Genomic DNA, 26,611 nt, shown 5'->3' with positions numbered 1-26,611 from the left:
ATGAGCACGGATTACAAAGCAACGCTGAATCTTCCCACCACGGATTTCCCCATGAAGGGAAACCTGTCGCAGCGCGAGCCGGAACAATTGCAGCAGTGGCAGCATAGCGATCTCTATCGCAAGATTCGCGAGTCCTTTGTCGGGCGTCCCCAATTCATCCTACATGACGGCCCGCCCTACGCGAACGGAGAAATCCATATCGGTCACGCGGTCAACAAGGTGCTCAAGGACATCATCATCAAGGCCAAGGGTCTGGCTGGCTTCGATGCGCCATATGTACCGGGCTGGGATTGCCATGGTCTGCCCATCGAGCTGATGGTGGAGAAGAAGATCGGCAAAGCCGGCGTCAAAGTTAATCCGGCGGAGTTCCGCGCCGCCTGTCGTACCTATGCCGCAGAACAGGTCGAGTTGCAAAAACAGGAGTTCATTCGTCTAGGCGTATTCGGCGAGTGGGACAATCCGTACCTGAGCATGGATTTCCGCTTCGAGGCGGACATCATCCGGGCGCTGGGAAAGATTTGCGCCAACGGTCACCTGATCAAGGGAGCCAAGCCCGTGCATTGGTGCACGGATTGTGGCTCGGCCCTGGCCGAAGCAGAGGTGGAATACGAGAACAAGCGCTCCCTGGCCATTGACGTACGCTTCAAGGTCCTCGATCCTGCGGCCGTTCTGCGCCAGTGCCACTCGGTTCCGGGACACGAAGGCGATGGGCCCTTGTCCGTGGTCATCTGGACCACCACCCCGTGGACGCTCCCGGCCAACCAAGCGGTTGCGCTCAACGCCGAGTTGGATTACGCGGTGGCATTGCTGGAAGACACGGGCGAGCGGCTGATCCTGGCCGACGCGCTACTTAAAGATACCATGCACCGCCTTGGGGTGGAGAACTACCGGGTCTTGGCTTACTGCAAAGGCGCAGCCCTGGAGGGCCTCATGCTCAAGCACCCATTCCTCGAGCGGGAGGTGCCGATCATCCTCGGCGAGCATGTGACCCTGGAGGCGGGCACGGGTGCTGTCCACACCGCGCCGGGCCACGGCCAAGAAGACTACGCGGTGGGATTGCGTTATGACCTTCCGGTGGACAACCCCGTCGGCGATGACGGTGTGTTCCTGCCTGGAACGCCATTTTTCGCGGGACAGCATGTGATCACCGCCAACCCGCAGGTCGTGGAAGTACTCAAGGATCATGGCGGACTGCTGCACCAGACCAGTATCGAGCACAGTTACCCGCACTGCTGGCGGCACAAGACGCCGGTGATCTTTCGGGCGACGCCGCAGTGGTTCATCGCCATGGACAAGAAGGACTTACGCCGGGACGCCCTTGACGCTATTTCGGAAGTCCAATGGATACCGGACTGGGGTCAGGCGCGCATCGAAGGCATGGTCGCCAACCGGCCGGACTGGTGTGTCTCCAGGCAGCGCAATTGGGGCGTACCCATTGCCTTGTTCCTGCACAAGCAGACGGGGGAAATTCACCCCAACACCCTTGAGCTCATCGAGCAAGTGGCGCAACGCGTAGAGCAGCGCGGCATCGATGCCTGGTTTGAATTGGACGCCAGAGAGCTGCTGGGGGAGGAAGCCGAACAATACGGCAAGATGAACGACACGCTGGACGTCTGGTTCGATTCCGGCGTCACCCACTATTGCGTGCTAAATCGCCGCGAGAACCTGCACTGTCCCGCCGACCTGTATCTGGAAGGCTCGGACCAGCACCGAGGCTGGTTCCAATCCTCGCTGCTGGCGGCGGTTGCGATCAATGATACCGCGCCCTACCGTGCCGTGCTGACCCACGGCTTCACCGTGGATGCGCAGGGCAAAAAAATGTCCAAATCCAAGGGCAATGTAGTCGCGCCGCAGAAGGTCATGAAGACCCTGGGTGCTGACGTCCTTAGGCTTTGGGTAGCCGCCACTGACTACCGCGCCGAGATGAGTGTTTCCGACGAAATCCTCAAGCGGACTTCTGACGTTTACCGCCGGCTACGCAATACCGCGCGATACCTGCTCGCCAATCTCAACGACTTTGACCCGGCCAGGGACCTGATTTCGGCCGACTCCATGTTGCCCCTGGACCAGTGGGCGGTCGGCCGAGCCTGGGAACTTCAACAGGAAGTGATCGCGGCCTACGACAGCTATCAGTTTCATCTGGTCTACCAGAAAGTGCATCACTTCTGCTCCGTTGACCTGGGCAGCTTCTACCTGGATGTGACCAAGGACCGTCAGTACACCTGCAAGGGCGACAGCCTGCCGCGGCGCTCGGCGCAGACCGCCATGTACCACATCGCCGAGGCACTGGTGCGCTGGCTCGCTCCCATCACCAGTTTCACCGCGGACGAGATCTGGCGTTATCTTCCCGGCGAGCGCATGGACTCGGTCTTTCTCGCCACATGGTACGAAGGACTGTTCCCACTCTCCGACGAAGCCCCCATGAACCGTGCCTTCTGGGACTTTGTGCTTTCCGTGCGCGAGGCGGTCAGCAAGGAACTTGAGGTACTGCGGGTGCGCGACGAGATTGGCTCGTCTCTGGATGCTGAGGTGGAACTTCACTGCGCCCCGGACGTACTAGAACGACTCAAACCACTGCAAGACGAACTGCGCTTTGTGTTTATCACTTCCTATGCGCGCGCTTTGCCAGCCGACAACAGCGTCGCCACCTTGCCCACTGCCATCGACGGCTTGGAACTGCGCGTGGTCGCCTGTGACAAGCCCAAGTGCGTGCGTTGCTGGCATCACCGCGAGGATGTAGGGAGCCAACTCGGTCACCCGGAGTTGTGCGGCCGCTGCGTAGAAAACGTGGACGGTCCCGGCGAAACACGCCGCTATGTCTGAGGTGTCGCGATGCTGAAATGGCTGTGGCTTTCCGGCTTGGTGGTGCTGCTGGACCAGATCAGCAAGCGCGTCGTGGATGCATCCATGCAACTGCATGAAACCATCGAACTGATCCCTTGCTTTCAGTTGACCTACCTGCGCAACCAAGGCGCAGCCTTCAGTTTTCTGAGTGAGGCCGGTGGCTGGCAACGCTGGTTCTTCATCACGCTGGCCCTAGTTGCGAGTGTGGCCATTTCGATCTGGCTGAAACGATTGCCCAAGGATCGCCGATTCGAGGCCTGCGCCTGGGCGCTGGTTCTTGGTGGCGCCATCGGGAATCTCATCGACCGGATTTTGTATGGCTACGTCATCGACTTTTTCGACGCCTACTATGCAAACTGGCACTGGCCAGCGTTTAACATCGCCGATTCGGCCATCACGGTAGGGGTCGGCATGCTGCTGATCGATGCTGTCATGGCCGCACGCACCGCCGACACTGACACGGTGAGTTAGGTCAGGATACGTGCCAGCCAACGGCCCGCCAGGCCTTGACGTCCGGACCGAAAACTTAGACATTGGACGTTTGGGGCCTCAGGCGAAGTGCCTGCATGCCTCTGAAAAGCAATCCTCCCCATGTAAGATCGGTTAGCACCATGCCATTCAGTCTCCGTCCATTACTCGCTTTCCCTTTCGTCATGACCTTTTCGGTCGCGCTTCACGCAGCCGAGGTCGGACAACCGGCACCGCATTGTCATCTAGCAACGCTGGATGGGAAATCAGTGCATAATTTGCCGCAGTACCGAGGCAAGGTGGTCTATGTCGATTTCTGGGCGTCGTGGTGTGGACCTTGTGCCCAATCATTCCCTTTTATGAGCAAGCTGCATCAGGATTTGTCAGGTCGTGGCCTTCAGGTACTCGGAGTGAACCTCGATGAGGATCCGGAGGAAGCTAAGGCTTTTCTGAGCGCGCATCCCGCCCATTTCACCGTGGTCGCAGACAATGGCGGTCAGTGTCCAATGGATTTCGGCGTTCATGCCATGCCGTCGACCTACGTGATCGATCGCAAGGGCGTCATACGGGGAGTTCATCTGGGTTTCCGACCCGGCGAAGCGGAGAAGACTCGCCAGCTGATTGAAAAGTTGCTGGCCGAACCAGCCTCCTAGTCGAAAACGACCTCCCATGAAATCGTCTATCGGACGATGATTGGCCGCCGCAAGTTGCCCACGTTATTGAATCCGATTGGGAGCGACAAGTCCGTGAAACCACTGTTCCTGCTGCTCAGCGTGCTCGTCAGCGCCAGCGTATATGCCGAAGTGCGCGAGCAGACCGTCGACTACCAGGCCGGCGACACCCACATGAAGGCCTATCTGGCCTGGGATGCTAGTAAGGGAGACAAGCAGCCGGGCATACTCGTGGTTCATGAGTGGTGGGGCTTGAACCAGTACGCCAAAACAAGAGCCCGCATGCTGGCCGAGTTGGGGTACACGGCACTGGCGGTCGATATGTATGGGGATGGCAAGACAACGGAACATCCCAAGGAGGCTGCGGCCTTCATGAACAGCGTTGCGGAACATGCGGACGTTGCGCGGGAACGCTTTCTTGCCGCCAAGACACTGTTACAGAAGCAGCCCTCGGTAGACCCGGATGCGATAGCCGCCATAGGTTATTGTTTCGGCGGCGCCACGGTTCTGGACATGGCGCGCCAGGGCGTAGACCTCAAAGCCGTGGTCAGCTTTCATGGCAGCCTGAACACATCAGTCCCAGCCAAGAAGGGTCAGATCAAGTCCCGGATTCTTGTACTCAGCGGTGCCGAGGACAGTTTCATAACACCGCAGAGCATAGATGCTTTCAAGCAGGAAATGGGGAATGCCGGCGGACATTATGAATTCGTTAGCTATCCAGGCGCCAAGCACAGCTTCACCAATCCAGACGCCGACCATTACGGAAAGGCTAACGGTCTTCCTCTGGCATACAACGCCGAGGCGGATCAAAAATCGTGGCAGGCGATGCGTGCATTACTTCTTGCTAGCTTTGGGCGTTGAGCATCACAAGATTTCGGCAACCACCATACCAAGACCATAAGAAAGCAGGACAGCAACCGGCACAGCCATTACGAAAAGTGCGATGACGACAGCGGACTTATTCAATAGATCGAGCCCCTTCCACCATATAAGCGCCCTGTCTCTTTCCCGATCCAACATCAGCCGCAAATGTGCGTGATGATGGCGCCACCAGACTTCCCCATCCGCTCTGACATGACTCCCCCATCGAGCCAGCTTGCGGAGTCCAAACAGGGCAGAGAGCAGCAGAATCACCGCGCCGGTATAGGCTGTCGCCATCTGCGCGTGATAAAGGTCCAGACCAAAGCGGGCCTGGAAAAAACTTTCCATTTGCTCCGCGATGTACTCACAAAGGAAAGTTGCTCCCTCTGTAAGCAGATTCCAGATTAGGTCCGCACCTAAAACCACCGACAGCAGGAACACTCCGAGAACAGACCAAAACCTCGGGCCGTGCGCGGACGCGCCGCCCCATGGCTGGTTTCTGCCGTCGTGCATTCCATCGGGAAATTTGAACATCATTCTCAGGCTCCTGTTTGGCTGATGGACTCAGTCAAGCAAAGGCGTGGCCGCCAGCTATCGGCGGCAGTTCATGCCTTTAAGCCTCATTTGTGACAGTACAAAATCACGAGAGTTCCTCAAGCGCCGTTTTCGTCACCTCCGCGCGCGAGTTTCAAGCGACACGCCTGTCCTCCTGGCATGCCGCTGATAGTGATAGAGGGGCGGCCGTTCAGAAGCTCCGGCTGTCAGCGATCAGCTTTTCAACGATGGGCCGGAAAATGATTTCGATGGCCAGTCCGGTCTTGCCTCCGGGAATGACGATCGTGTTGTAGCGCGACATGAAGGAGCCGTGCAGCATGGCCAGCAGGTATTTGAAGTCGATATCGAATTTGCGTGGATCACGGAAGCGGATGATCACGAAACTTTCATCCGCCGTTGGGATGTCACGGGAGATGAAAGGATTGGACGTGTCCACCGTCGGCACCCGCTGGAAGTTGATGTCCGTATGGGTGAACTGCGGGGTGATGACTTTCACATAGTCGAACATGCGCCTTAGGATCACTTCCGTCACGTCCTCCGCCTTATAGCCCCGTTCTGCGGTATCGCGGTGGATCTTTTGAATCCACTCCAGATTCACGATGGGAACTACGCCGATAAGGAGATCCGTGTACCGTGCCACGTCGACCGTGTCCGTTCTTACTCCTCCATGTAGCCCTTCATAGAAAAGCAGGTCCGTACCCTTGGGAATTTCTTCCCAGGGCGTGAAGGTGCCCGACTTGTAGCCTCCGAGTTCGGCACCCTCGGCGTCGCTGTGGACATAGTAGCGGCGCTTCGCGGTACCCGTCTCTCCGTACTGCTTGAACGTGTTCGCCAATTCATCCAGCAGGTTGGCCCCCAGGGAAAAATGGCTGAAATGTCGCCCTTCCTGATTCGCCTTGTTGATCTGCTCCGCCATCGCGACGCGGTCGTACCGATGGAAACTGTCCCCCTCGAGGACCAACGGCCGCACCTGCAGCCTGAAAAAAATGTGCTCGAAGGCGTGCTTGACGGTGGTGGTTCCAGCCCCTGAGGAACCGGTAATGGCTATGACGGGGTGCATTTTCGACATGCCTGACTCCTTGTTGTAGTTATGTTTGCTCTATGCTGGAGATCTGACCGGCCCCAGGCTTTTTTGGCCCTTCCTTATAGATAAATCATCCGCTTCTCTGCCGCGGCTTGCACCGCCGCATTGATGACCCTGCAGTTGGATTTTGCGTCTTGCAGTGACAGCGCCGGAGCCGAACCTGACAACGCGCACTGGCTGAAGTGCTCGATCTCGAGGCGAAAATGGTCAGCAACTGGAAGACGCTCCTCGCATTGACGCCCGTCCTCGGTCCACCAGGAAATCACCGGCACATCGCCCGGCAGTTGCCAAACGACATGACATTTGACACCGCCCTGGGTGCCAATGACTTCGTATTCGCAGCGCCGCGCCCTCTCAAAACTGAAGTCGAATTGTGCATAGCGACCATCTCCGTAGTCGAGCACACCAGCGCTGCTGACATCGGCACCACTGTCCACGTACTTTGCCATCGCGTTCGCACAGAGGGGGTCGTGCTCAAAAAACATCCTTAACGCGTGGATGGCATAGCAACCAATGTCCCACATGGCGCCACCGCCGTTGGCGACCGACTGCGCCAGCCGGTACACGCGGGCCGGTCGCATCATGAACGAGAAACTGGCCTTTACAGTCCGGATCTCGCCCAGAATTCCTGACCGAATCAACTCTAGAACGCGCGCGTGCTGCGGATGGAAACGGTACATAAAACCTTCCATGACCGTCACTCCGTGTTTGCTGGCCTCTGCCTCGATGGCGTCAATGTCTCCCACGTTGAGAGCCATGGGCTTCTCGCAGAGAACATGCTTGCCGTGGCGAATCGCATTGACAGTCCATTCGGCATGCTCGTGATTTGCCAGCGGCAGATAGACGGCCTGCACCTGCTCGTCTTCGAGTAGCGGTTCCAGACTGTCATAGGTCTTCACGCCGGAACAAGCCGGGGCATAGCGCCGAACGGTTTCCTCCGCAGCGCCCGGGCGCCTGCTGGCACAGGCGACTAACTGCGCGTTGCTCGCCGAGGCAATGGCGGGCATCAAACGTTCATTGACGCGCGCAGCGCCTAGGATGCCCCATCGAAGTTTGATCTGGTCGTTCATAACATGGCCTTTTTCGTGGTGGGGCACCATCATAGTCGCTGTGATAAAAATTTGTCATCCCGCCTCGCGCGGGTGAGTTTTTCTGGCATTTTGACTTCGCCGCGCGCTTCAGCCATGCTGGCGCTTCACACTGAACTCTGCTCAGGAGCACACTCATGACCATCCAAGCCGGCGAACGTCTGCCCGAAGGCACGCTCTACGAATCGACGGATATTGATTCCGCCACCGGTTGCCCTACCAAGCCACAAGCGCTGTCGGTCGCGGACCTGACGAAAGGAAAAAGAATTGTAGTGTTCGGCGTTCCCGGCGCATTTACGCCGACCTGCTCCGCGCAGCATCTGCCGGGGTATATAGCTGCCGCCGAACAATTCAAGTCAAAGGGAGTCGATGAGATCTGGTGCATGTCAGTCAATGACGGCTTTGTCATGGCTGCGTGGGGCCAGAGCAATCATGTTGGCGGCAAAGTTCGGATGATGGCGGATGGGAGCGCGGAGTACACGGCTCGGCTGGGACTGGAATTCGACCTATCAGCCAAAGGTTTCGGGTTGCGTTGTCAGCGCTTCGCCATGATCGTTGACGATGGCGTCGTCAAGGACATTACCGTCGAGGCGGCCGGCAAACTGGAACTCTCCACCGCCGAGGCCATGCTGGAAAAACTCTGATCAGCCATAAGGTAAGCCGGAGCGCGCTGCGGTTAAGGCGACCGCTGATGACTTTGACGCTAGCCAAGGCGATTCAGTTTTCGTCAAAATTGATCTGGATTGATACCGGCCTGTTGCCCTGATTCATGAATATTACCTTGCGCCAGCTCAAAGTGTTCGAACGCGTTGCGCACCGTCTCAGCTTTACCCGGGCAGCCGAAGAGCTTTTTCTCACACAACCGGCTGTCTCGATGCAGATCAAACAGTTCGAGGAAACGGTCGGTCTGCCACTGTTCGAGCGGTTGGGCAAGAAGATCTACCTAACGCGTGCTGGGGATGAACTCTACCGCCTTAGCAAAACCATTTCCCAGCAATTGGAAGAGGCGGAACAGCTCATCGAGGAGCTAAAGGGCACTGATGGCGGGAAGTTGGCAGTATCGGTAGCTAGCACCGTGCATTATTTTGCCATTCGGTTGTTGGCTGACTTTGTCCGTCGGTATCCCAAGGTAAAGGTCAGTTTCAAGGTGACTAATCGACGCGGGCTACTGCAACAGTTGGATGACAATGAGGCGGACATTGTTCTCATGGGTCAGCCGCCACAGGAGTTGGATCTCGTCGCCGAGCCCTTCATGGATAACCCGCTGGTAGTTATCGCGCCAGGAGCTCATCCTCTAGCGAGGACAAAGAGCATCAGTCCGGCCCAGCTCAAGCATGAAACGTTCCTGATGCGCGAACAGGGTTCCGGTACCCGCAGCTCTGTGGAACGATTCTTCTCTGAGCACGGTTTCAACATTTCTGGAAGCATGGAGATGAATACCAACACCGCCATTAAGCAGGGAGTGGAGGTTGGGCTCGGGTTGGGCGTGGTATCACTGCATACGGTGGAGCGGGAGCTTGAAGACGGGCGCTTGGTGGTGCTAGATGTTGAGTCCTTCCCCATCATGCGAAAGTGGTTCATGGTCTACCGGGATGGCAAGCGACTCTCCGTTGTCGCCAAGGCCTTTGAGGAGTTTGTCCGTGCCGAAGCCAAACGCTATGTCAGCAGCGCGGGGCCACAATGACTAATGGCAGGCGTAATTCCGGCGGGCTCGTCTATTCGACCGCGCAAGGCCGGATGTGTCCGGGCTGTTCCCAACCGATCGCCAAGTGTATTTGTCGTCAGGTAAACCTTAAGCCAAGTTCAGACGGATACGCCCGCATCCGGCTGGAGACGAAGGGTCGCAAAGGTAAAGGCGTTACGGTCATATCAGGTCTCCCGCTGGATTCCGATGAATTTCTCGCGTTTGGCAAAGAACTTAAACAACGCTGCGGTAGCGGGGGTACCGTCAAGGATGGTCAGATTGAGGTGCAGGGTGATCACCGTGAACTGATTGCGGGGGAACTCACCAAGCGGGGCTGGAAATTCAAGTTCTCGGGTTGATGAGAACCGGATTAGATTCTACCCTGTTGCAGCATAATCCGTTTGGAATCCAAGATGCCAAGACCCGTAACGCCCTTGCTTGCCGCCGATGCCATCATCGAACTCGCGGACCGACCGGGACGCCCGATTGTTTTGATCGAACGCGCCTTTCCTCCCTTGGGGTGGGCCATTCCCGGGGGATTCGTGGATGTTGGCGAAACGGTAGAGCAGGCTGCCGTTCGAGAGGCTCACGAAGAAGTCTGTCTCAGGGTAATACTGGTTGCGCTGCTTGGCCTGTATTCAAACCCAGCACGCGATCCGCGGGGCCACACGGTTACGGCGGTTTATGTGGCGAGAGCGGAAGGGACCCCAACTGCAGCGGACGATGCACGAAACTGCCAGGTCTTTGAGATTGACGCGATTCCATCTTCCCTGGCGTTCGATCATGCGCTGGTTTTGCAAGACTATCTGCGCTTCAGGTCAGAAGGCAGTGTAGCGCCGCTGCGCTAACCGGTCTCGGGAAGTGACGGGGTATCTCTATCACTCGGTCAGCATTTCGATTGTACCCGTCACATTGATCTGTACCTTTCTCTCGCTGGGTTCCACGGTCGGCCCTTCAGCCATCGCCATCGGTCGGGCAGCCATCATACCTGGGTGGACCGGCATTGCATTATTTGTGATTTGCAAGGCTACGATCCGGTAACGAGCTCGGCCTAGACCGTGCGTGACTCTCTCGGCGCGTTGTTGGTAAGACGCGAGTGCCTGCTCGATGAGCGCATCCTCGGCCCGCTTCATGGATTCTGGCGTCACGCCGTAATTGATTCCATCAAGGTTCAGATTCTGCTGCAGATCGCCCAGAAGGCCGCTGAGTTTGGGGAGATTGGAAGACTCCAAGCGGATGGACTGGCGGACTCTCCAGCCTACTAATCGATCATCTTGGTAAAGCGGCGTCGTCTGGTAATCCGCTGTCTCGACTTTGATGTCAGGTATCTGCTTTATCTGCTTTACCGACTGCGTTACCGCCTTGTTGACTTGATCGGCTATGGTCTCAGCATTTTCTCCTTCCATTTGCCTGGATAGATAGGCGACGACTGTGTCCGTTGCGACACTTGAACTTGCTACAACGGAAAATTCCACGCGATCATAGGTCCTTATAGGGTCTTCTGCCAGGGCGCAAGCTGGCAGGCTGGTAGCCATCAACCATAAAGCCATCTGCCGATTGCTGCTCAACATGAGTGAGGCACTCCTAAGATTACACTGAATGAATGGTACAGCAGCTAGGCCTGATTTCATTTGGTCTGACTGCGCGATTCAAGACGGTTGGGTTGGCTCTGTCACTGCAAGTCGGTCCAGAACAAGAAACCGGTATGTAAACGAAACGCTGTTGTCGCCATCGATGATTTCGCTGGCAGTCTCATTCCAGTGGGATGATTCGATCACGGGAAAGAAGGTATCGCCTTCAAATTCAGCGTCTATATGGGTGAGGTAAATCCGGTCAGCCCTGGGTAACAATGCTTGGTAAAGGCAACTGCCTCCGATCACCATCAGTTCGTCGGCCCAACCTGCAACCGCGAAGGCCTGGTCGATATCATGGACGACTTCGCAGTCATTTGCGCGATAGTCCGCCCTGCTGCTCAATACAATATTTTTTCGGCCCGGTAGCGCACGTCCAATAGACTCATGCGTCTTGCGCCCCATCAGGATGGGCTTTCCCATGGTGAGGGTCTTGAACCGACGCAGGTCAGCTGACAAGTGCCACGGTAGGCCATTGTTGACACCGATGACGCGGTTCGCCGACATGGCGACAATCAGCGATATCTTCATACAGCAACGGGCGCTTTTATGTGAGGATGTGCCAGGTAATCCTCAATGAGAAAGTCCTCAAACCGATAGTCGAAAAGGCTAGGAGGCTGTCGGGTGATCCGCAGCTTCGGTAATGGGTAAGGTTTGCGCGTGAGCTGGGCGCGGGCCTGCTCTAGATGATTCAGATAGAGATGTGTGTCGCCGCCTGACCAAATCAATTCGTTTGGCTCCAGGCCGCATTGCTGCGCGAGCATGTGGGTGAGCAAGGCGTAGCTGGCGATATTAAAGGGCAGGCCAAGAAATACGTCGACAGAGCGCATGTTGAACAAGCAGGATAGTCGGCGCTCCTGTTCCACGTGAAACTGGAAGGAATAATGACAGGGTGGGAGAGCCATGTACTTGACTTGCGCGGGGTTCCAAGCGCTGATCAGCAGTCGGCGCGAGTTCGGATTGCAGCGCAACTGCTCCACAAGGTCCGACAGTTGGTCAACGGTGTACCCCTGTGGTCCCTCCCACATACGCCACTGCTTTCCATAAACTGGTCCCAATTCGCCATCAGAATCGGCCCACTCATCCCAGATGCCTACTCCATTTTCCCTCAAATAAGCCACGTTGGTACTGCCGGAAACAAACCAGAGCAGTTCATGAATGATGGATGGTAGGTGAAGCCTTTTGGTAGTGAGCAGGGGAAAGCCTGATCTTAGATCAAACCGCATCTGCCGACCGAACACACTGAGTGTGCCGGTCCCCGTTCGATCTTCCTTCCGCACACCACGCTCGAGAATTTCCTCCAGCAGTGCCAGATATTGCTGCATTTTAGCTGCCCTCCGAATCCAGAGAGGCACTACGCCGGTAAGCCAGGTAAAGCAGAAGCCCGCCCACCGCTATCATCGGAAAACTGAGTAGGTGCCCCATGGTGATCCAACCAAAGGCCAAGTAGCCAATATGAGCATCCGGCAGCCTCACCAATTCGACGGCAAATCGGAACAACCCGTATAACAGCATAAACCAGCCCGAAATCGCCATACGCGGCGGATGTCTAAGCCGAAGCCAGTTCAATAGCAGAAACAGCACGAGGCCTTCCAACAAAGCCTCATATAGCATTGAGGGATGGCGCGCTACAGGTTCTGCCAGAGGAAAAATCATGCCCCATGGCAAATCAGTCGGCTTGCCCCAGAGTTCGCCATTGATAAAGTTCCCGATTCGGCCCGCCAAGAGTCCGATGGGTACCAAAGGTGCAATGAAATCGGACAGAACAAAAAACCCAGTCCCTAGTTTTCGCCCGTACCACCACATCGCAGCAAAGACTCCAAGCATTCCGCCGTGGAACGACATTCCGCCTTCCCAAAGGCGTAAGATCATGATTGGGTCGTTCAGGAACGCAGGCAAGTTGTAGAAAATCGTATATCCGAGACGCCCCCCCAAGACCACACCTAACGCACAATAAAAGATGAGGTCTTCAACTTGTGGAACAGTGAGTACCGTCTCACCTCGCGCCGCGCGCCGCCGAGCAAGCCACCATGCCGAGGCAATTCCCACGACATACATCAGTCCATACCAGTGGATCTTTATGGGTCCAATGCTGATGGCGACAGGATCAATTTCAGGATAGTGGATCATTTGCCAGGTTTAAACGAGTGGTGCGTGAATCTAATTCGATCGCCAATGGATGTGCGTGGCCACTTCAAATATCCAGATTGCTGACTTCAAGGGCGTTGCGCTGAATGAAGTCACGTCGGGGTTCAACCTGGTCCCCCATCAGGGTTGTGAATACTTCGTCTGCGGCTATGGCATCTTCGATTTTCACTTGAAGCAGCCTACGGGTATTCGCATCAAGCGTGGTTTCCCACAATTGCTCTGGATTCATCTCACCAAGCCCCTTATACCGTTGGATATGTTGGCCTTTGCGGACCTCCGACATCATCCAATCAAATGCGGCCTTGAAGTTTCGCACCGGCGTGCGCCTCTCCTCTGAGCCTATCGTAGTCGCATCACTAAACAGATCGCCCGTCTTCTGTCCAAATGCCACCAATCGAGCGTAATCGTTGGAAGCAAAAAACGTCGAGGATAGTTCGAAGAACCTCTGTACACCATGCATCCTCTTCATGACTTTGGCGACGAATTCTCCAGGCCGTGGGACAAAGTCAACCTCAATTGTAAAATCAGCGCCTTTATCCACCCGTTTCAACGCGCTTTCCAACAGCTTGAACCATGAACTGGTCTGTCCCTGATCCAGCGCTATTTCGCGTGTTAAGGGTGGCAGATTCATTAAAGTTTCGAGGAAATCCTGGTCGTAGCGATGAGACTGACGCTCGATCAGGGCTTTTACCCTTAGGTGTTCGTGGGCCAATGCCTCAAGACCTGGTCCCTGAATAGGCGGGGCATTTTCGTCGATATACAGGCGGGCCTTTTCCAAGGCCAATTGCAGAAGGTACTCATCCAACTCGCTATCGTCCTTGACGTAGTGCTCCTGCTTTCCTTTCTTTACCTTGTATAAAGGAGGCTGCGCAATGTACACATGTCCGCGTTCGATCAACTCTGGCATCTGTCGATAGAAGAAGGTCAAGAGCAAGGTTCTAATATGGGAACCGTCCACATCCGCATCCGTCATGATGATGATTCTGTGGTAGCGCAATTTATCAGGGTCGTATTCCTCTCGCCCAATACCACAACCGAGGGCCGTAATCAGGGTGCCGACCTCCTCAGAAGAAAGCATACGATCAAAGCGTGCGCGCTCGACATTCAGAATTTTGCCCTTGAGCGGCAAGATCGCCTGAGTTCTCCTATCCCTTCCCTGTTTGGCGGACCCGCCCGCAGAGTCACCCTCGACGATAAATAGTTCTGACAGGGCGGGGTCGCGCTCCTGACAGTCCGCAAGCTTGCCAGGTAAACCCGCAATATCCAGTGTTGTTTTTCTGCGAGTCATTTCCCGGGCTTTACGCGCAGCCTCGCGGGCACGCGCTGCGTCTATCATTTTTCCAGCAATGACCTTGGCGACGCTTGGATTTTCCTGGAGAAACTCATCGAACTTTTCGTTCATGGCTGATTCCACCGCAGGTTTTACTTCGGATGAAACCAGCTTGTCCTTGGTTTGGGATGAGAACTTGGGATCCGGGACCTTGACGGATAGGATCGCGGTCAAGCCTTCTCGGGCATCATCGCCGGTGGTCGCAACCTTGTGCTTCTTTTGGAGCCCCTCGGCTTCGATGTAATTATTCAGTGTTCGTGTCAGGGCAGCGCGGAATCCGGCGAGATGAGTGCCACCGTCCCTTTGAGGAATGTTGTTCGTATAGCAGTAAATGTTCTCTTGATAGGAGTCATTCCATTGCAGAGCGGCTTCGACGGTTATTCCGTCCCGCTCCGTGGTGACGTAAAACACTTTGTCGAATAGCGGCGTCTTGTTCTTGTTTAGGTGCTCGACAAACGCCCTGATTCCTCCTTCGTACTCGTATACATCCTCCTTGTCGGTGCGTTCGTCCCTCAGTTCAATGCGTACCCCTGAATTTAGGAAAGAGAGTTCCCTTAGCCGCTTCGCGAGAATTTCGTAGTGGAATTCTATATGGGTGAATGTTTCGGCACTGGGCTTGAAACGTATCTTGGTGCCGCTACCTTCCGCCGGCCCCACGTCGGCCAACGGTGCCTGAGGTTCACCATGCCGGTAAACTTGGCGATACAGCCGACCGTTCTTGCGTATTTCGAGCTCGAGTTCCTCCGAAAGGGCATTGACCACTGAAACGCCGACACCGTGCAGACCGCCCGAAACCTTGTAGGCATTGTCATCGAACTTTCCGCCGGCATGGAGCACAGTCATGATCACTTCTGCGGCGGAACGACCTTCCTCGGCATGAATGTCGACAGGGATACCGCGCCCGTCGTCAGCGACCGTCACGGATTCGTCGGCGTGTATCGTGACCTGAACAGCCTTACAGTAGCCAGCCAAGGCTTCGTCGATGGAATTGTCTACCACCTCAAATACCATATGGTGCAGACCAGTCCCGTCATCCGTATCACCGATATACATGCCCGGGCGCTTTCGAACGGCGTCGAGTCCTTTTAGCACCTTGATATTGGAGCTATCGTATTCCTGTACTTCGCTGTTCATGCTTACCATATACCTCTCAGTTCTCTCGACGCGTCAAACAACCGCGTTCCACGTGAAACACTGCAGCCGCTTCGAGACCAGTGCTATGGCGCACCGCCTCATCCGTAGCCGTCACAAAAAACTGCCCATTAAGACTTTTGATAAACGACAGAAGCTTGCTTCTGTTAGTCACATCCAACTCCGATGCCAAATCATCGATCAACACGCATCCGCGCTTCCCCAATTGGCTCTCCAAAAGGTTCGCTTGCGACAAGAGCAGGGCAAAAACCAGCATCTTAATCTGGCCCCGCGAAAAAAAATGCCGGACCGGCCTTCCGTCCATTTGAATGACGAAATCACCCCGATGCGGCCCATATTGCGTATAGCCGAACCGTCTGTCAGCCTGGACGTTCGCCTGAAGCACTTCAGGCAATGAACGTGCGACATCCCACCCAGGGTTAACCTTTATATGCAGATCATGAATTCCAAGAAAATGCACCGTCGCTTTCAAGAAAAATGGTTGCAAACACTCCAAATAACGAGAACGCGCTTCGGCAATCAGCAGACCATAACGCCCAAGTTCATGGTTCCATGTTTCCAAACCCTGCGACGAACCTGCCCGCAGCAGTGCATTGCGCTGACGCAGCGCTTTGACATAGCCACGCCAGGCAGTGAGGTATTCGTAATCCTGATGAAAAACGCCCCAATCCAAAAATTGCCGCCGGAATTTCGGTGCATCGTCCAGAAGAGAACTACTACCCGGGTGTATCAGTAATACGGGTAGAATCCAGACTAGTTCCGCCGTGGACATCAGCTTGCGCCCATCCACCACAATGTCTCGTCCCTGTTTGTACAACTGCACTCCGAGACTGACCTGACTTGGCCTCTCTAAAATAACTGCCTTTCCAGAGACGGTGAGCGAATCCTGAGAAAGTCGGATAATCTGTGCAGCCTGCGTGGATCGAAATGAACGCCCTCTACCTAAAATGTGCAAGGCCTCCAGCAACGACGTCTTACCGCTGCCATTGGGACCCACCAAGAAATTGATATGTGGGGATGGTTCAAGCGCCGCGACTTCGATGTTGCGAACATTTCGAACATCGACTTTCGTCAGGCTCATGTTGATGGTGAGAAAAAATCTATGCAGACTTTGCCCACGGACGGGCACATAAACTTCATAATTATAATTTTAAGGGCATTACCACAAACTTGTAGCTCTGATCGACCAGATCTTCCAACAGTGCGCTGTTGGCTGCTTCAGTGAGTGAAAGCCGGACGCCTTCAGAATCGATGTTGTTAATCGCGTCCAACAGATAGGTCGCATTGAAGCCGACGGACGCACCAGGCCCTTCCAGATCCACTTCCACCTCTTCCCGAGCCTCTTCCTGTTCGCTATTGTGCGACTCGATTGTCATGATGCCATCCTTGACATCCACATTAATACCCCTGAATTTCTCGTTTGACAAAATCGCAACACGAGTAAGCGCAGCTTTCAACATTGCCTTGTCCGCCGTAACCACCGTGACAATTTCCTTCGGCATGACGCGCTGGAAGTCCGGAAAGCGGCCCTCGATCAGCTTGGCGGAAAAATTGAGATTTCCCACCCGTATCCGAATGTTGTTGGCAGCAATATGGGTGCTGACTATCGAATCATCCTCACCCAGCAGCCTGAAAAGCTCCATGACGCCTTTACGTGGAATGATGATCTGCCGTCCCTGTGGGAACTCATGATCGAGGACGCCCTCATAAAGCGCCAAGCGATGTCCGTCAGATGCGACCGTGCGGATGTAACCCGAAGCAAGTTCGAGCATCAAACCGTTCAGGTAATAGCGGACGTCCTGCTGTGCCATGGCATAGAGCGTCTTTTCCATGGCCTTCTTCAACAAGCCGCTACTGAATTCTACCGTCAGTTCCGCTGGGCTTAAGTCAAATGCGGGATAATTTCCGGCCGGAAGCGTATTCAGACTGAAGCGGCTACGTCCACACTGTATCGACAAGCGGTCCTGCATCGCTTCGAACTTGATGGTATCTCCTTCAGGGAGACTCCTGCAGATATCGAGCAATTTACGGGCTGGAATGGTGATTTCACCTTCGTCTCCAGTATCCACATCCGCCTGTGTCACCAACTGAATCTCGAGGTCGGTGCCGGTCAGTTCCAGGCAATTTCCAGAAAGCCTCAGGAGAACATTCGAGAGAATCGCCATGGTCTGCTTACGCTCTACGACACTCACGACCTTCTGCAAGGGCGCCAGCAGCTTATCTCTGGAAATCGAAAATCTCATATGGGGCACGTCCAACCAGAAAATATTGGATCCATCGAAAGAAGTCCTTACCGGGGCTCAAGCGGAGTCAGTTGGACAAGATACGGATCAAATTCGAATAGTCTTCCAGAAACTTGTTGTCGCTTTCCTTCAATTCCGCAACTTTACGCGTCGCGTGCAAAACCGTGGTGTGGTCGCGTCCCCCGAACATCTGACCAATCTCGGGTAGACTGTGATTGGTAAGCTCCTTCGCAAGGGCCATGGCCATCTGCCTCGGCCGTGTCACAGAGCGCGTTCGCTTGTTTGAAAGCAGATCCGCAACGCGGATCTTAAAGTACTCCGCAACCGTCTTCTGGATGTTATCCACATTCACCATGCGGTCCTGCAGAGCGATGAGATCTCTCAGAGCCTCCTTGGCGAAGTCCAGCGTGATTGGCTTGCCGGTGAAATGCGAATTGGCGATCACACGACGCAGCGCCCCTTCAAGTTCACGAATATTGGAACGGATGCGCTTGCCAATGAAAAAAGCCACTTCCGGTGAAAGATCAACGCCCGCGTTTTGTGCCTTGGTCATCAGGATCGCCACGCGCGTCTCTAGATCCGGCGGTTCCACAGCAACCGGAAGCCCCCATCCAAAGCGGGACTTTAGCCGTTCTTCCAACCCTTTGATTTCCTTTGGATATCTATCACAAGTCAGCACAACCTGATGCTTGTTCTCCAATAATGTATTAAAGGTGTGGAAAAACTCTTCCTGCGAGCGCTCCTTGCCCGCAAAGAACTGAATGTCGTCGATCAACAAGGCATCCACCGTACGGTAGAACTCCTTGAATGCATTGATGGCGTTATGCTGAAGTGCCTTGACCATGTCCGAGACAAATCGCTCCGAATGAAGATAGACGATATTGGCAGATGGGTTTCCCCTCAGAATCTCATTCCCTATGGCATGCATTAGGTGCGTTTTGCCCAATCCAACGCCACCGTAAATGAACAAAGGGTTATAGGCCCGGCCCACACTTTGCGCTACCTGAGCCGAAGCCGCTTTGGCCAGCTGGTTCGACTTCCCCTCGACAAAGGACTCAAAGGTGAATGCGGAATTCAAATTGTTCGGCTGGCTCTTGCGGACCGTCGCCGGCCTTTTGGGAACTTGCAGCCTATTTTCAGACTTAGAGGAATTTTCGACCTTACTTCCGATCTCAAGCACGACGTGAGGCGCCGGTTGCAGCTTTTGGTTCGAAACAGCTTCTTCGATCTTTTCGAAAAAATGCTGCTTGACCCAATCCAGCACAAAGCGATTTGGCGCCAGAAGCCGGAGCTCAGCTCCATTTTCAACGGCCTGAAGAGGACGAATCCACGTATTGAACTGTTGTGGCGGCAACTCGCCTTCAAGCTTGCTGATGCAATCGCTCCACAGCGTACTCATTATGGCGATTTCCTTAAATAGTAAACAGGAGAAACCTGCGGGATCGTGGCGTACGCGTGATCCCGACGGTATTGGACGGTGAGACCCATGCAGACTTCGGATGAAAGCCTCTGTTGCTCGGAAAGTCCTGCCTAAAGCTCCATTCTCGAACTCAGGCACAGCCTTCACGGCACATCGCGTAAGAAAGGGCCCGAAACATCTACTATACCCCAATCCATAGTTATCCACAGCATTGACATCAAGACGTCACTGCCTTAGCATTTCAGGCCTTTTTTATCAAGAAAGTAGTTCCTCTACCCATACAGGCGAAAGAAGATGAAGCGAACCTATCAGCCCAGCAAAATCAAACGAGTTCGTACCCACGGTTTCCGGGCCCGCATGAAGACCCGTGGCGGACGCGCGGTAATTAACGCCCGTCGTGCCAAGGGCCGGAAGAAGTTGGCCGTTTAACCGTTTGACACCGGCAACCTGGGGATTTTCCCGACAATTTCGCTTAGTCAAGGCTGCCGACTTCAAGTATGTCTTTGCAAAGGCCGAAAAATCGGCCGATTTGTACCTAACGGTGCTGGCACGTCCCAATCAACTGGGACACGCCCGCCTCGGTTTAGCCATTTCAAAGAAGACTGTTCGTCACGCCGCAGACAGAAATCGCATCAAACGTCAGATTCGGGAAAGCTTCCGGCTCCGGCGCCATGGTCTGGGCAATCTTGATATCGTGGTACTGACGCGGTCCGCCGTGAACACTGCGGACACGGCGGCCTTGCGACGCTCGATAGACAAGCACTGGGAAACTCTAATAAGAAAATGCAATACGTTCTGGTGCAATTCATCAAGTTGTACCGCGTCGTGCTAAGCCCTTGGGTGGGCTATCACTGCCGGTTTCATCCCACGTGCTCAAGCTACGCTATCACCGCCATCGAACGTTTCGGTTCCTTGCGTGGTGCCTATCTGACCATAAAAAGACTGTCTAAGTGTCACCCATGGCACGAAGGCGGCATCGATCCAGTCCCAGAAAAACTTGGTGGCAAACATGGATAATTTGAGGTTTGTACTTTTCGTTTTCTTTCTTTTTCTAAGTTATGAAATATGGCAGCAGTGGCAGCTCGACTACGGGCCCAAACCAGAAGCAACAGCAAGCGCGCAATCGCCTGACTTACCATCGGGAAGTCCCGGAACCACCGCCTCCGCGAAACCAGCTCAGTCACCTGAAAAACTGGACGCCCCAGCTTCCTCCGCCGAAGGCCTCGTGCAAGGGAAGCGCATCCGCGTTGTAACCGATTTGCTTGACTTGGAAATCGATTCCAGCGGCGGCGACATTCGCGTGCTGGACCTCACGAAGTATCCACAAAACAAGGATCAGCCTGAGCCGGTCGTCCGTCTGCTGAACGATCAACCCACCGAACTGTTCATCACCCAAAGCGGACTGCTATCCGATGCCGACCAGACGCCTACCCACCACAGTCAGTGGCAGGTCGAGTCGACCGAGTACCGCCTTGCACCTGGTGCGGATAGCCTGAGCGTTCCATTGACCTGGCGTAACGACAAAGGCATAAGCGTCACGAAAACCTACGTGTTTCGCAGAGGTAGCTACCTCATCGATATGGAGCAGAAGGTCGCCAATCAGTCCGGAGCAACGCTGAAGACCGGTCCGTATGTTCAATTGCAACGCAAGCAGCCCGATAAAAAGCCGGGGTCAGCTTTCTCCACATCGTCCGCGGATCGAGCCTACGTCGGTGGTGTGCTCTACACCGAAGCGGACAAATACGAAAAGATCTCTTTCGATGACATGCAGGAGCAAAAGCTCGACCGGAAAGGACAGAACGGCTGGGTCGCAATGATCCAACACTACTTCGTGGCCGCCTGGATTCCCAAGGCGGGTGAGGTAGACACTTTCTACACCAAGGATCTGGGTGACCAGCTTTTCCTTATCGGCGCCGTCTCGCCACAGCAGGAAGTCCCTGCCGGAGCGGAGCAGGTCTTTCATTCACGCCTGTTTGCTGGACCAAAATTGCAACGCGCCCTGGAAAGCGTCGCGCCCGGCCTCGAGCTTACCGTCGATTTCGGAAACCTGACGTTTATTGCCAAGCCAATTTTCTGGCTGCTGGAGAAATACCACGCCATCTTCGCCAATTGGGGATGGGCCATCATATTCGTCACTATTACCATCAAGCTGCTGTTCTACAAACTATCTGAATCCAGCTACCGTTCCATGGCCAATATGCGGAAGCTGCAGCCCAAGCTGAAGGAACTCAAGGAGCGCTACGGAGAGGACAAGCAGCAGTTCAACATCGCCATGATGGAACTCTACCGGAAGGAAAAAGTGAATCCACTCGGCGGGTGCCTGCCGGTACTCGTGCAGATACCCGTCTTCATATCCCTCTACTGGGTGCTAGTGGAGGCAGTCGAACTCAGACAAGCCCCATTTGCGCTATGGCTCCAGGATCTCTCGGCCAAAGATCCCTATTTCGTGCTGCCGGTCATTTACTCCGCTTCCATGTTCTTCCAGCAGAAATTAAACCCGCAGCCGCAAGACCCTATCCAGGCCAAGGTCATGCTTTACATGCCCCTGATGTTCGGATTCTTCTTCGCTTTCTTCCCTTCCGGACTGGTGCTGTACTGGGTCGTGAACAACCTGCTTTCCATCTTGCAGCAGTGGTTCATCACACGACAGATCGAAAAGCGAGCCTAAGCTAAGCCGCTCACTCCGCGCCGAAGCAGCTACCCATCAGTGGTAGCCGCTTCAGCGAGCACCCGGAGACTAGCCACCCTGACCACGGATACCATAGCCGCCATTGCGACACCGCCGGCACGCGGCGGCATCGGAATCGTGCGAATCTCCGGCGAATTGGTGGAGCGCGTCTGCCGCGAAGTACTCCGACAAGATTTGCGCCCACGACACGCGCATTTCCTTCCCTTCTATGACACCGATGATTCAATTCTGGATTCCGGTGTCGCCCTATTATTCCCTCAACCCCATTCCTTTACCGGGGAGCATGTGCTGGAACTACACTGTCACGGCAGTCCCATGCTCCTGGATCTGCTTCTTCGTCGCATAACGCGCCTGGGCATAAGACTTGCGCGGCCTGGCGAATTTTCGGAACGCGCTTTTCTCAATGGCAAGATCGATTTGATTCAGGCGGAAGCTATTGCTGACCTGATTGAAAGCTCGACTGAAACTGCGGCACGCTCGGCCCAACGCTCTCTGCAAGGCGAATTCTCCACCTTGATTCATGAGCTGCGTGACGCGCTAATAGGAATTCGTTCCTTTCTGGAAGCAGCGATCGACTTCAGCGATGAGGAAATCGACTATCTGACCGAAAGCAACACTGCTCAGCGACTTCAAGCACTATCGACGCGCCTGGAAGAGATCCTGGGTTCCGCCAGGAAAGGCAGCGTACTTCGAGAAGGCCTAACAGTCGTCATAGCGGGCAGGCCCAATGTCGGCAAATCCAGTCTCCTGAATCGCCTCGCTCAAAAAGACCTAGCCATTGTCACCGACATCGCCGGCACTACCCGAGATGCTCTGCGCGAATACATACAAATAGACGGCATGCCACTGCATATCGTTGACACGGCAGGCATTCACGACAGTGAAGATCCCATCGAACAAGAAGGCATCCGACGGGCGCACACCGCGATCGCCAGCGCCGACCTCACTCTCCTGATCTTGGACGACAGCACAAACGATGCCGACGATGACCTGCTTGCGCAACTTCCACCCGAGATCCCTTTGATAAAGGTCTACAACAAGATAGATCTGAGCGGGCGCTCAGCGTCTATCGACGAAAACGAAAACTGCGTTGTCGTCCACCTGTCCGCCAAAACAGGCCTCGGCATAAAACTGCTTCAAGAGCACCTTAAGAAAATGGCTGGGTACGAAAGCGACTCCGCTCATGTCTTTACCGCACGGCGCCGTCATGTGGACGCTTTGGAACGTGCCCATACTGCCGTTACCACCGCAATCTTGCACCTACAGACTGGAAGCGGCGCCGAACTAGTCGCCGAGGAACTTCGGTTGGCTCAAACCTCCGTAGGTGAGATCACGGGAGAATTCACCACAGAAGACCTGCTGGGCAGCATATTTTCAAGCTTTTGCATTGGAAAGTGAGGCAGACACGAATTCAAAACGTTTGATAGACGGAGCAGCGTTCACACCTTAGCCAGAAACCGAACTAACCCAATACAAGGCGGCTGGTTGTTCCTGGATTTATTGGCAAACAATGCTTGTCGGACAACCCGTGTTGATATATCCCTGTCGAGCTTCAAGGAGGGGCAGGATATCCCTCTTGTAACTAAAATTCGGGTAATTCGGCTGGTCCCAGATGATGTAGTTTACATGCAATCCAGCGGGGTCCGAAATGGCGAAGTCCAGCATCCGCTCTACACTGCCACCCTGCTCAATATACTGATTAACCCGAGGATCCTGAGAAGAGATATGTAACGGTATCTTCCCAGAATATTGAGTATAAAACGATGTAGAAAAGGTTTTACTATCTGGAACTAGATCAGGGCCTCCCACCCCGAGTCCAAGTTTTTTGGCATACGCAAACAACTCGCCGACATTAGGTCCCCAGCTCAGGAATTTGAAAACCTGAGTATTTGGAAAAGATGCGGCCAGTGCATCCATCCCTCTTTTCTCTTGGTCCGTGTATCCTCTTGATGAATATAGAGACATATTATCACCTGCCGTCTCGACTCCATCTTCTTCCACAAAAATAGCTTCGAAATTGGGATCACCGTTGAACTTCTGTCCAAGAGCCCTGTAGAGTGCAATCAAGCGATCCTGCACAGCCGGTACCCACCGCAATGCAGTACACTTAATCCCGATATGCGACTGGCCGCCTTTGTAGATTGGATCATTTATGAGATAGTCGGGGACACAATCAGGCCAGTTCTTCCAGAAGGTCCTATCGTTAATTTGGATCATGAGTTGCTTGCCTTGGGCTTTCGCCATGGCCAATTCACTTTCAATTCTACTGAAATTGTAACTGCCCTTGGTCGGTTCCAATTCACGCCATTGATGAATCACGGAAACACCTTTGAGGAAGGCGTACGGCTTTGTTTTGTTAAGGGATCCGGGCATGTCTGTTCCCCAATACGCATTGAGGTAATGCCCCGGATTCCACTTTTTTGCCGAGCCTAGCACAGGCCCAGGAGCCGCAGGTGGCTTTGGCGCTGGCACTGAAGAAGGCTCTGGCGACGGCGTCGCGATAGGTACTTGAACGAGGTCTTTAGTGCGAACAAAGTCCGCTTGAAGGGTACGGAAACTGTCGTCAACAAAATCGATGCGTGCAGCGAGGGTATGCCCTCCCTCTATAAGTTGCGATAAATCATAAGGATAGGCCGTCTTCGTAGTGTCATTTGTCCCGGCGAAGTCGTACGCTTCAAATCGCTCGACCTTCACGGGAATCTGAAGCATGTCCGGATCATCCAGGTAAAAGGCTACTTGCTTGACGCCGCTAGCCTGCGCGACAAAGATGTAAGCGTCCCCATTAAGTGCGCTTTGGTCCAGTTCGGTAGGATCTAGCCGACCCGGTAACGTACTGACCATCAACTCCGCATTGGAAATCAGCGCGAGTGGTGCGTCGGGTGGGAAATATTTGAATCTTGCTTGTGCAATTTCGACGCTTCCATCGCGAAACTCGATCTGGCTCGAAATCGTGTGATCGCCGGGTTCCAGACTTGCTGTATCGAACGGATAAGCCTTCCCGGTACTTTGATCTGTACCAGAAAAATCATAGGAATCAAGCCGCTCTGACCGTATCGGTGGATTGATCATATTTGGATCATCCAAGTAGAAGCTCGCCTGCGTTACCTCTTTAGACGGCGCCACATAGATGTAGACGTTACCACTTATCAGAGCCCCGTTGAGGATCGTTGGAGACGTACGTTCGGGTGAAATACTGAGAAGAAGTTCTGCTTCAGCTGCCTCAGAAGTATTAACTGAAAGAGCCATGAAAGAGAAATTCAATAAAAATAAAGTCCTCAATATAAAAATATTCATGACTCTGACTTAAATTAATTCAAAATAAGCTGGCAAGAACAAAAGTCCCGTTACGAACTGCCGAAAGGCATTATCTAGCTAAAAACACCTATATTTTTTATCCAAACCGAAACTCTCAAACGTCCATTACGAACCATTCTCAAGACTGCGAGATTGAGGAAACGCTTAGATGCTCACCAGTCTATCCTGCGTCTCCGTTAAAAAGTTCAACCCGACGAGTAAAATATCAGTTAATTTTTTAGTTCGCGCAATACCAAGCTTTTCACGCCCCATTTTGGTTAAAAGTAACATTATTGTGGCACTTCAAAAAAACCCTTTAGCCTATGAATTTAAAAGAAAAATATAGAACTATAAATTATTTGTCTTATAAGTGTCACAATATTGTGACGTATGCCTCTATATTGATATCGTGGTGGATTCGTTGCTTTTGCATCGTTACACTCAGACTTGGCGAGCGCGCCAAGCAAGGCAAGGCAGTCGACCGGGAGAGGCTTTTGGCTGACACGCAGACATGGGAAATTCGCGACTGAAAGGCGCGTTTGCTCGTGCAGACTTCAGGAACTAACGTAGCGGCCGGATGCCGTTGCTCAACTAGATGAGTGGCATCGAAGAGGAAACTGTCAGGTGCTAAGTACGATGAAAATAAACCGCCATACGGCGACAGAGGATGGTGTTACAAGCAGACGAAGACAATCGACTTCGCATGGAAACACCCGTGAGCAGGTAAATCCTTATTTAGCGGAATTCCTAACCCGGAGCGTCAATCTGCTGTTATCGCCCTTGAAACGGTGAACGGAAGGACAATGGTGTCCAATGTCAGGTCCACAGGCAAACTGAGCACGAACAGCGGTGACATCGCCCGATTACTCGTCATGTAGCTGGCGTCTTTGCCTGCTTTCTTGTAGTAGTGACGAAGACAAGCATCCGACGGTATCAGACCATCCATGATCGCCCACTCCAGGGACGCAATCTCCAGGCGGGTCAGCTGAAAGACGGTTGGGCAGTCCTTATACTTCCCCACCCACTGACCGCCTTGATTTTCAATAAGAAATGAGGCACAGCCTGCCTCTAAGACAGCAAACAGACAAACAACTATCAGCCTTGATAAACATGTCATCGAAATTTGATGCAGCCTACAGAGGGTTGGTCATCCTACTCCGCCGAAAAGATAGGGGAGCGATTCGGGATCATCATTAGAGCCACTTATCATATGTAGAAGTTCAGACTTGATCTGACAGAGTTCCTTGCCGCGAGGTGGGGTTACCCGTTTTGATAGAGGTGCGAATCTTCATCGAAACGGCGCGTGAGCGCAGGAGTAACCCCATGAGTAGTCTCAATCAGAATGTCATCCGTCACAAGATCGGTCTGCTGAACCTGGCAACCGAACTCGGCAACGTGTCCAAGGCCTGCAAGGTGATGGGGGTGTCGCGAGACACCTTCTATCGCTAC

27 protein-coding genes are annotated in these 26,611 nt (G+C 54.0%); 14 read left to right on the top strand and 13 right to left on the bottom strand.

The window, feature by feature from the left end; all coding sequences use genetic code 11:
- The 4 genes from ileS to EK23_RS17215 all read left to right on the top strand — a co-directional run bounded on the left by ileS (position 1) and on the right by EK23_RS17215 (position 4,844).
- Complete coding sequence (gene ileS / locus EK23_RS17230) at positions 1-2,823, top strand: isoleucine--tRNA ligase (protein WP_045226643.1); 2,823 nt, start codon at positions 1-3, stop codon at positions 2,821-2,823.
- 9 nt (positions 2,824-2,832) lie between these two features.
- Positions 2,833-3,315 (top strand): signal peptidase II, encoded by a 483-nt coding sequence (gene lspA, locus EK23_RS17225; protein ID WP_045226642.1) that lies wholly within the window; start codon positions 2,833-2,835, stop codon positions 3,313-3,315.
- 95 nt (positions 3,316-3,410) lie between these two features.
- Positions 3,411-3,965, top strand: coding sequence for a TlpA family protein disulfide reductase (locus EK23_RS17220; RefSeq protein ID WP_327037064.1), 555 nt, complete (start codon positions 3,411-3,413; stop codon positions 3,963-3,965).
- Between the two features lie 93 nt (positions 3,966-4,058).
- Entirely contained in the window at positions 4,059-4,844 is a 786-nt protein-coding gene (locus tag EK23_RS17215) for a dienelactone hydrolase family protein (protein WP_045226709.1), read from the top strand.
- Positions 4,845-4,847: 3 nt separating this feature from the next.
- Here the strand turns inward: EK23_RS17215 and EK23_RS17210 are convergent, their stop codons facing one another.
- The 3 genes from EK23_RS17210 to EK23_RS17200 form a co-directional block, all read right to left on the bottom strand.
- Positions 4,848-5,381 (bottom strand): hypothetical protein, encoded by a 534-nt coding sequence (locus EK23_RS17210; RefSeq protein ID WP_045226640.1) that lies wholly within the window; start codon positions 5,379-5,381, stop codon positions 4,848-4,850.
- 208 nt (positions 5,382-5,589) lie between these two features.
- Positions 5,590-6,468: a phosphoribulokinase gene (locus tag EK23_RS17205; protein WP_045226639.1), complete on the bottom strand. Its 879-nt coding sequence runs from the start codon at positions 6,466-6,468 to the stop codon at positions 5,590-5,592.
- A 74-nt stretch (positions 6,469-6,542) separates the two neighbouring features.
- Positions 6,543-7,553, bottom strand: a complete 1,011-nt coding sequence (locus EK23_RS17200; protein ID WP_045226638.1) for a Gfo/Idh/MocA family protein — start codon at positions 7,551-7,553, stop codon at positions 6,543-6,545.
- A 155-nt stretch (positions 7,554-7,708) separates the two neighbouring features.
- On the opposite strand from EK23_RS17200, the gene EK23_RS17195 reads away from it, so the two are divergent.
- The 4 genes from EK23_RS17195 (at position 7,709) to EK23_RS17185 (ending at position 10,103) form a co-directional block, all read left to right on the top strand.
- Positions 7,709-8,215 (top strand): peroxiredoxin, encoded by a 507-nt coding sequence (locus EK23_RS17195; protein ID WP_045226637.1) that lies wholly within the window; start codon positions 7,709-7,711, stop codon positions 8,213-8,215.
- Positions 8,216-8,340: 125 nt separating this feature from the next.
- Positions 8,341-9,255 (top strand): LysR family transcriptional regulator, encoded by a 915-nt coding sequence (locus EK23_RS17190; protein ID WP_045226636.1) that lies wholly within the window; start codon positions 8,341-8,343, stop codon positions 9,253-9,255.
- On the top strand, positions 9,252-9,614 hold the full coding sequence (locus tag EK23_RS22710; RefSeq protein WP_082054304.1) for a translation initiation factor Sui1: 363 nt from the start codon (positions 9,252-9,254) through the stop codon (positions 9,612-9,614). Before EK23_RS17190 ends, EK23_RS22710 begins: the two co-directional genes overlap by 4 nt.
- 54 nt (positions 9,615-9,668) lie before the next feature.
- The gene (locus EK23_RS17185) at positions 9,669-10,103 is read left to right on the top strand and encodes an NUDIX domain-containing protein (protein WP_045226635.1); all 435 of its coding nucleotides are present in this window, start codon (positions 9,669-9,671) and stop codon (positions 10,101-10,103) included.
- A gap of 30 nt (positions 10,104-10,133) precedes the next feature.
- Here the strand turns inward: EK23_RS17185 and EK23_RS17180 are convergent, their stop codons facing one another.
- The 8 genes from EK23_RS17180 to dnaA form a co-directional block, all read right to left on the bottom strand.
- On the bottom strand, positions 10,134-10,826 hold the full coding sequence (locus EK23_RS17180; protein WP_052808297.1) for an SIMPL domain-containing protein: 693 nt from the start codon (positions 10,824-10,826) through the stop codon (positions 10,134-10,136).
- 78 nt (positions 10,827-10,904) lie between these two features.
- Positions 10,905-11,417, bottom strand: coding sequence for a type 3 dihydrofolate reductase (gene folA, locus EK23_RS17175; protein WP_045226634.1), 513 nt, complete (start codon positions 11,415-11,417; stop codon positions 10,905-10,907).
- Positions 11,414-12,211: a thymidylate synthase gene (locus tag EK23_RS17170; RefSeq protein WP_045226633.1), complete on the bottom strand. Its 798-nt coding sequence runs from the start codon at positions 12,209-12,211 to the stop codon at positions 11,414-11,416. The genes folA and EK23_RS17170 overlap by 4 nt, the downstream gene beginning before the upstream one ends.
- Before the next feature lies 1 nt (position 12,212).
- The gene (gene lgt, locus EK23_RS17165) at positions 12,213-13,016 is read right to left on the bottom strand and encodes a prolipoprotein diacylglyceryl transferase (protein ID WP_045226632.1); all 804 of its coding nucleotides are present in this window, start codon (positions 13,014-13,016) and stop codon (positions 12,213-12,215) included.
- A 64-nt stretch (positions 13,017-13,080) separates the two neighbouring features.
- Positions 13,081-15,498: a DNA topoisomerase (ATP-hydrolyzing) subunit B gene (gyrB, locus tag EK23_RS17160; RefSeq protein WP_045226707.1), complete on the bottom strand. Its 2,418-nt coding sequence runs from the start codon at positions 15,496-15,498 to the stop codon at positions 13,081-13,083.
- 16 nt (positions 15,499-15,514) lie between these two features.
- Positions 15,515-16,597, bottom strand: a complete 1,083-nt coding sequence (gene recF / locus EK23_RS22705; RefSeq protein WP_045226706.1) for a DNA replication/repair protein RecF — start codon at positions 16,595-16,597, stop codon at positions 15,515-15,517.
- A gap of 61 nt (positions 16,598-16,658) precedes the next feature.
- A complete protein-coding gene (gene dnaN / locus EK23_RS17150; protein WP_045226631.1) occupies positions 16,659-17,759 on the bottom strand; it encodes a DNA polymerase III subunit beta in 1,101 nt (366 codons plus the stop codon).
- A gap of 67 nt (positions 17,760-17,826) precedes the next feature.
- Positions 17,827-19,158: a chromosomal replication initiator protein DnaA gene (dnaA, locus tag EK23_RS17145; RefSeq protein WP_045226630.1), complete on the bottom strand. Its 1,332-nt coding sequence runs from the start codon at positions 19,156-19,158 to the stop codon at positions 17,827-17,829.
- A 315-nt stretch (positions 19,159-19,473) separates the two neighbouring features.
- Between dnaA and rpmH the strand changes: the two genes are divergently transcribed.
- Genes rpmH through mnmE form a run of 5 tightly spaced genes read left to right on the top strand, consistent with a single transcriptional unit; the run spans position 19,474 to position 23,266 of the window.
- On the top strand, positions 19,474-19,608 hold the full coding sequence (rpmH, locus tag EK23_RS22700; protein ID WP_082054301.1) for a 50S ribosomal protein L34: 135 nt from the start codon (positions 19,474-19,476) through the stop codon (positions 19,606-19,608).
- Positions 19,577-20,011, top strand: a complete 435-nt coding sequence (gene rnpA / locus EK23_RS22695) for a ribonuclease P protein component (protein ID WP_235282171.1) — start codon at positions 19,577-19,579, stop codon at positions 20,009-20,011. Before rpmH ends, rnpA begins: the two co-directional genes overlap by 32 nt.
- Positions 19,963-20,196, top strand: a complete 234-nt coding sequence (gene yidD / locus EK23_RS22690; RefSeq protein ID WP_082054299.1) for a membrane protein insertion efficiency factor YidD — start codon at positions 19,963-19,965, stop codon at positions 20,194-20,196. Before rnpA ends, yidD begins: the two co-directional genes overlap by 49 nt.
- Positions 20,189-21,847: a membrane protein insertase YidC gene (gene yidC, locus EK23_RS17140; protein ID WP_045226629.1), complete on the top strand. Its 1,659-nt coding sequence runs from the start codon at positions 20,189-20,191 to the stop codon at positions 21,845-21,847. The genes yidD and yidC overlap by 8 nt, the downstream gene beginning before the upstream one ends.
- 39 nt (positions 21,848-21,886) lie before the next feature.
- On the top strand, positions 21,887-23,266 hold the full coding sequence (gene mnmE, locus EK23_RS17135; RefSeq protein ID WP_327037063.1) for a tRNA uridine-5-carboxymethylaminomethyl(34) synthesis GTPase MnmE: 1,380 nt from the start codon (positions 21,887-21,889) through the stop codon (positions 23,264-23,266).
- Positions 23,267-23,365: 99 nt separating this feature from the next.
- Here the strand turns inward: mnmE and EK23_RS17130 are convergent, their stop codons facing one another.
- Both EK23_RS17130 and EK23_RS23715 read right to left on the bottom strand, forming a co-directional pair.
- Positions 23,366-25,162, bottom strand: a complete 1,797-nt coding sequence (locus EK23_RS17130; protein ID WP_045226628.1) for a hypothetical protein — start codon at positions 25,160-25,162, stop codon at positions 23,366-23,368.
- A 760-nt stretch (positions 25,163-25,922) separates the two neighbouring features.
- Complete coding sequence (locus EK23_RS23715) at positions 25,923-26,108, bottom strand: YceK/YidQ family lipoprotein (RefSeq protein WP_158002536.1); 186 nt, start codon at positions 26,106-26,108, stop codon at positions 25,923-25,925.
- Between the two features lie 377 nt (positions 26,109-26,485).
- On the opposite strand from EK23_RS23715, the gene EK23_RS23045 reads away from it, so the two are divergent.
- Positions 26,486-26,611 (top strand): helix-turn-helix domain-containing protein (locus EK23_RS23045; RefSeq protein ID WP_145998718.1); only part of this gene is annotated, 126 nt, incomplete at its 3' end.

Origin of the sequence: Methyloterricola oryzae, assembly GCF_000934725.1 — a bacterium.
Lineage (GTDB): Bacteria > Pseudomonadota > Gammaproteobacteria > Methylococcales > Methylococcaceae > Methyloterricola > Methyloterricola oryzae.
Note: the sequence above shows the minus strand (reverse complement) of the source record. Positions and strands in the feature narration are given on the sequence as shown.

Bases quoted from the DNA above. Each gene is read 5' to 3' on its own strand.
- ileS (WP_045226643.1), top strand. From the start codon at position 1: ATGAGCACGGATTACAAAGCAACGCTGAATCTTCCCACCACGGATTTC.
- lspA (WP_045226642.1), top strand. From the start codon at position 2,833: ATGCTGAAATGGCTGTGGCTTTCCGGCTTGGTGGTGCTGCTGGACCAG.
- EK23_RS17220 (WP_327037064.1), top strand. From the start codon at position 3,411: ATGCCTCTGAAAAGCAATCCTCCCCATGTAAGATCGGTTAGCACCATG.
- EK23_RS17210 (WP_045226640.1), bottom strand. From the start codon at position 5,381: ATGATGTTCAAATTTCCCGATGGAATGCACGACGGCAGAAACCAGCCA.
- EK23_RS17205 (WP_045226639.1), bottom strand. From the start codon at position 6,468: ATGTCGAAAATGCACCCCGTCATAGCCATTACCGGTTCCTCAGGGGCT.
- EK23_RS17200 (WP_045226638.1), bottom strand. From the start codon at position 7,553: ATGAACGACCAGATCAAACTTCGATGGGGCATCCTAGGCGCTGCGCGC.
- EK23_RS17195 (WP_045226637.1), top strand. From the start codon at position 7,709: ATGACCATCCAAGCCGGCGAACGTCTGCCCGAAGGCACGCTCTACGAA.
- EK23_RS17190 (WP_045226636.1), top strand. From the start codon at position 8,341: ATGAATATTACCTTGCGCCAGCTCAAAGTGTTCGAACGCGTTGCGCAC.
- EK23_RS22710 (WP_082054304.1), top strand. From the start codon at position 9,252: ATGACTAATGGCAGGCGTAATTCCGGCGGGCTCGTCTATTCGACCGCG.
- EK23_RS17185 (WP_045226635.1), top strand. From the start codon at position 9,669: ATGCCAAGACCCGTAACGCCCTTGCTTGCCGCCGATGCCATCATCGAA.
- EK23_RS17180 (WP_052808297.1), bottom strand. From the start codon at position 10,826: ATGTTGAGCAGCAATCGGCAGATGGCTTTATGGTTGATGGCTACCAGC.
- folA (WP_045226634.1), bottom strand. From the start codon at position 11,417: ATGAAGATATCGCTGATTGTCGCCATGTCGGCGAACCGCGTCATCGGT.
- EK23_RS17170 (WP_045226633.1), bottom strand. From the start codon at position 12,211: ATGCAGCAATATCTGGCACTGCTGGAGGAAATTCTCGAGCGTGGTGTG.
- lgt (WP_045226632.1), bottom strand. From the start codon at position 13,016: ATGATCCACTATCCTGAAATTGATCCTGTCGCCATCAGCATTGGACCC.
- gyrB (WP_045226707.1), bottom strand. From the start codon at position 15,498: ATGAACAGCGAAGTACAGGAATACGATAGCTCCAATATCAAGGTGCTA.
- recF (WP_045226706.1), bottom strand. From the start codon at position 16,597: ATGAGCCTGACGAAAGTCGATGTTCGAAATGTTCGCAACATCGAAGTC.
- dnaN (WP_045226631.1), bottom strand. From the start codon at position 17,759: ATGAGATTTTCGATTTCCAGAGATAAGCTGCTGGCGCCCTTGCAGAAG.
- dnaA (WP_045226630.1), bottom strand. From the start codon at position 19,158: ATGAGTACGCTGTGGAGCGATTGCATCAGCAAGCTTGAAGGCGAGTTG.
- rpmH (WP_082054301.1), top strand. From the start codon at position 19,474: ATGAAGCGAACCTATCAGCCCAGCAAAATCAAACGAGTTCGTACCCAC.
- yidD (WP_082054299.1), top strand. From the start codon at position 19,963: ATGCAATACGTTCTGGTGCAATTCATCAAGTTGTACCGCGTCGTGCTA.
- yidC (WP_045226629.1), top strand. From the start codon at position 20,189: ATGGATAATTTGAGGTTTGTACTTTTCGTTTTCTTTCTTTTTCTAAGT.
- EK23_RS17130 (WP_045226628.1), bottom strand. From the start codon at position 25,162: ATGAATATTTTTATATTGAGGACTTTATTTTTATTGAATTTCTCTTTC.
- EK23_RS23715 (WP_158002536.1), bottom strand. From the start codon at position 26,108: ATGGATGGTCTGATACCGTCGGATGCTTGTCTTCGTCACTACTACAAG.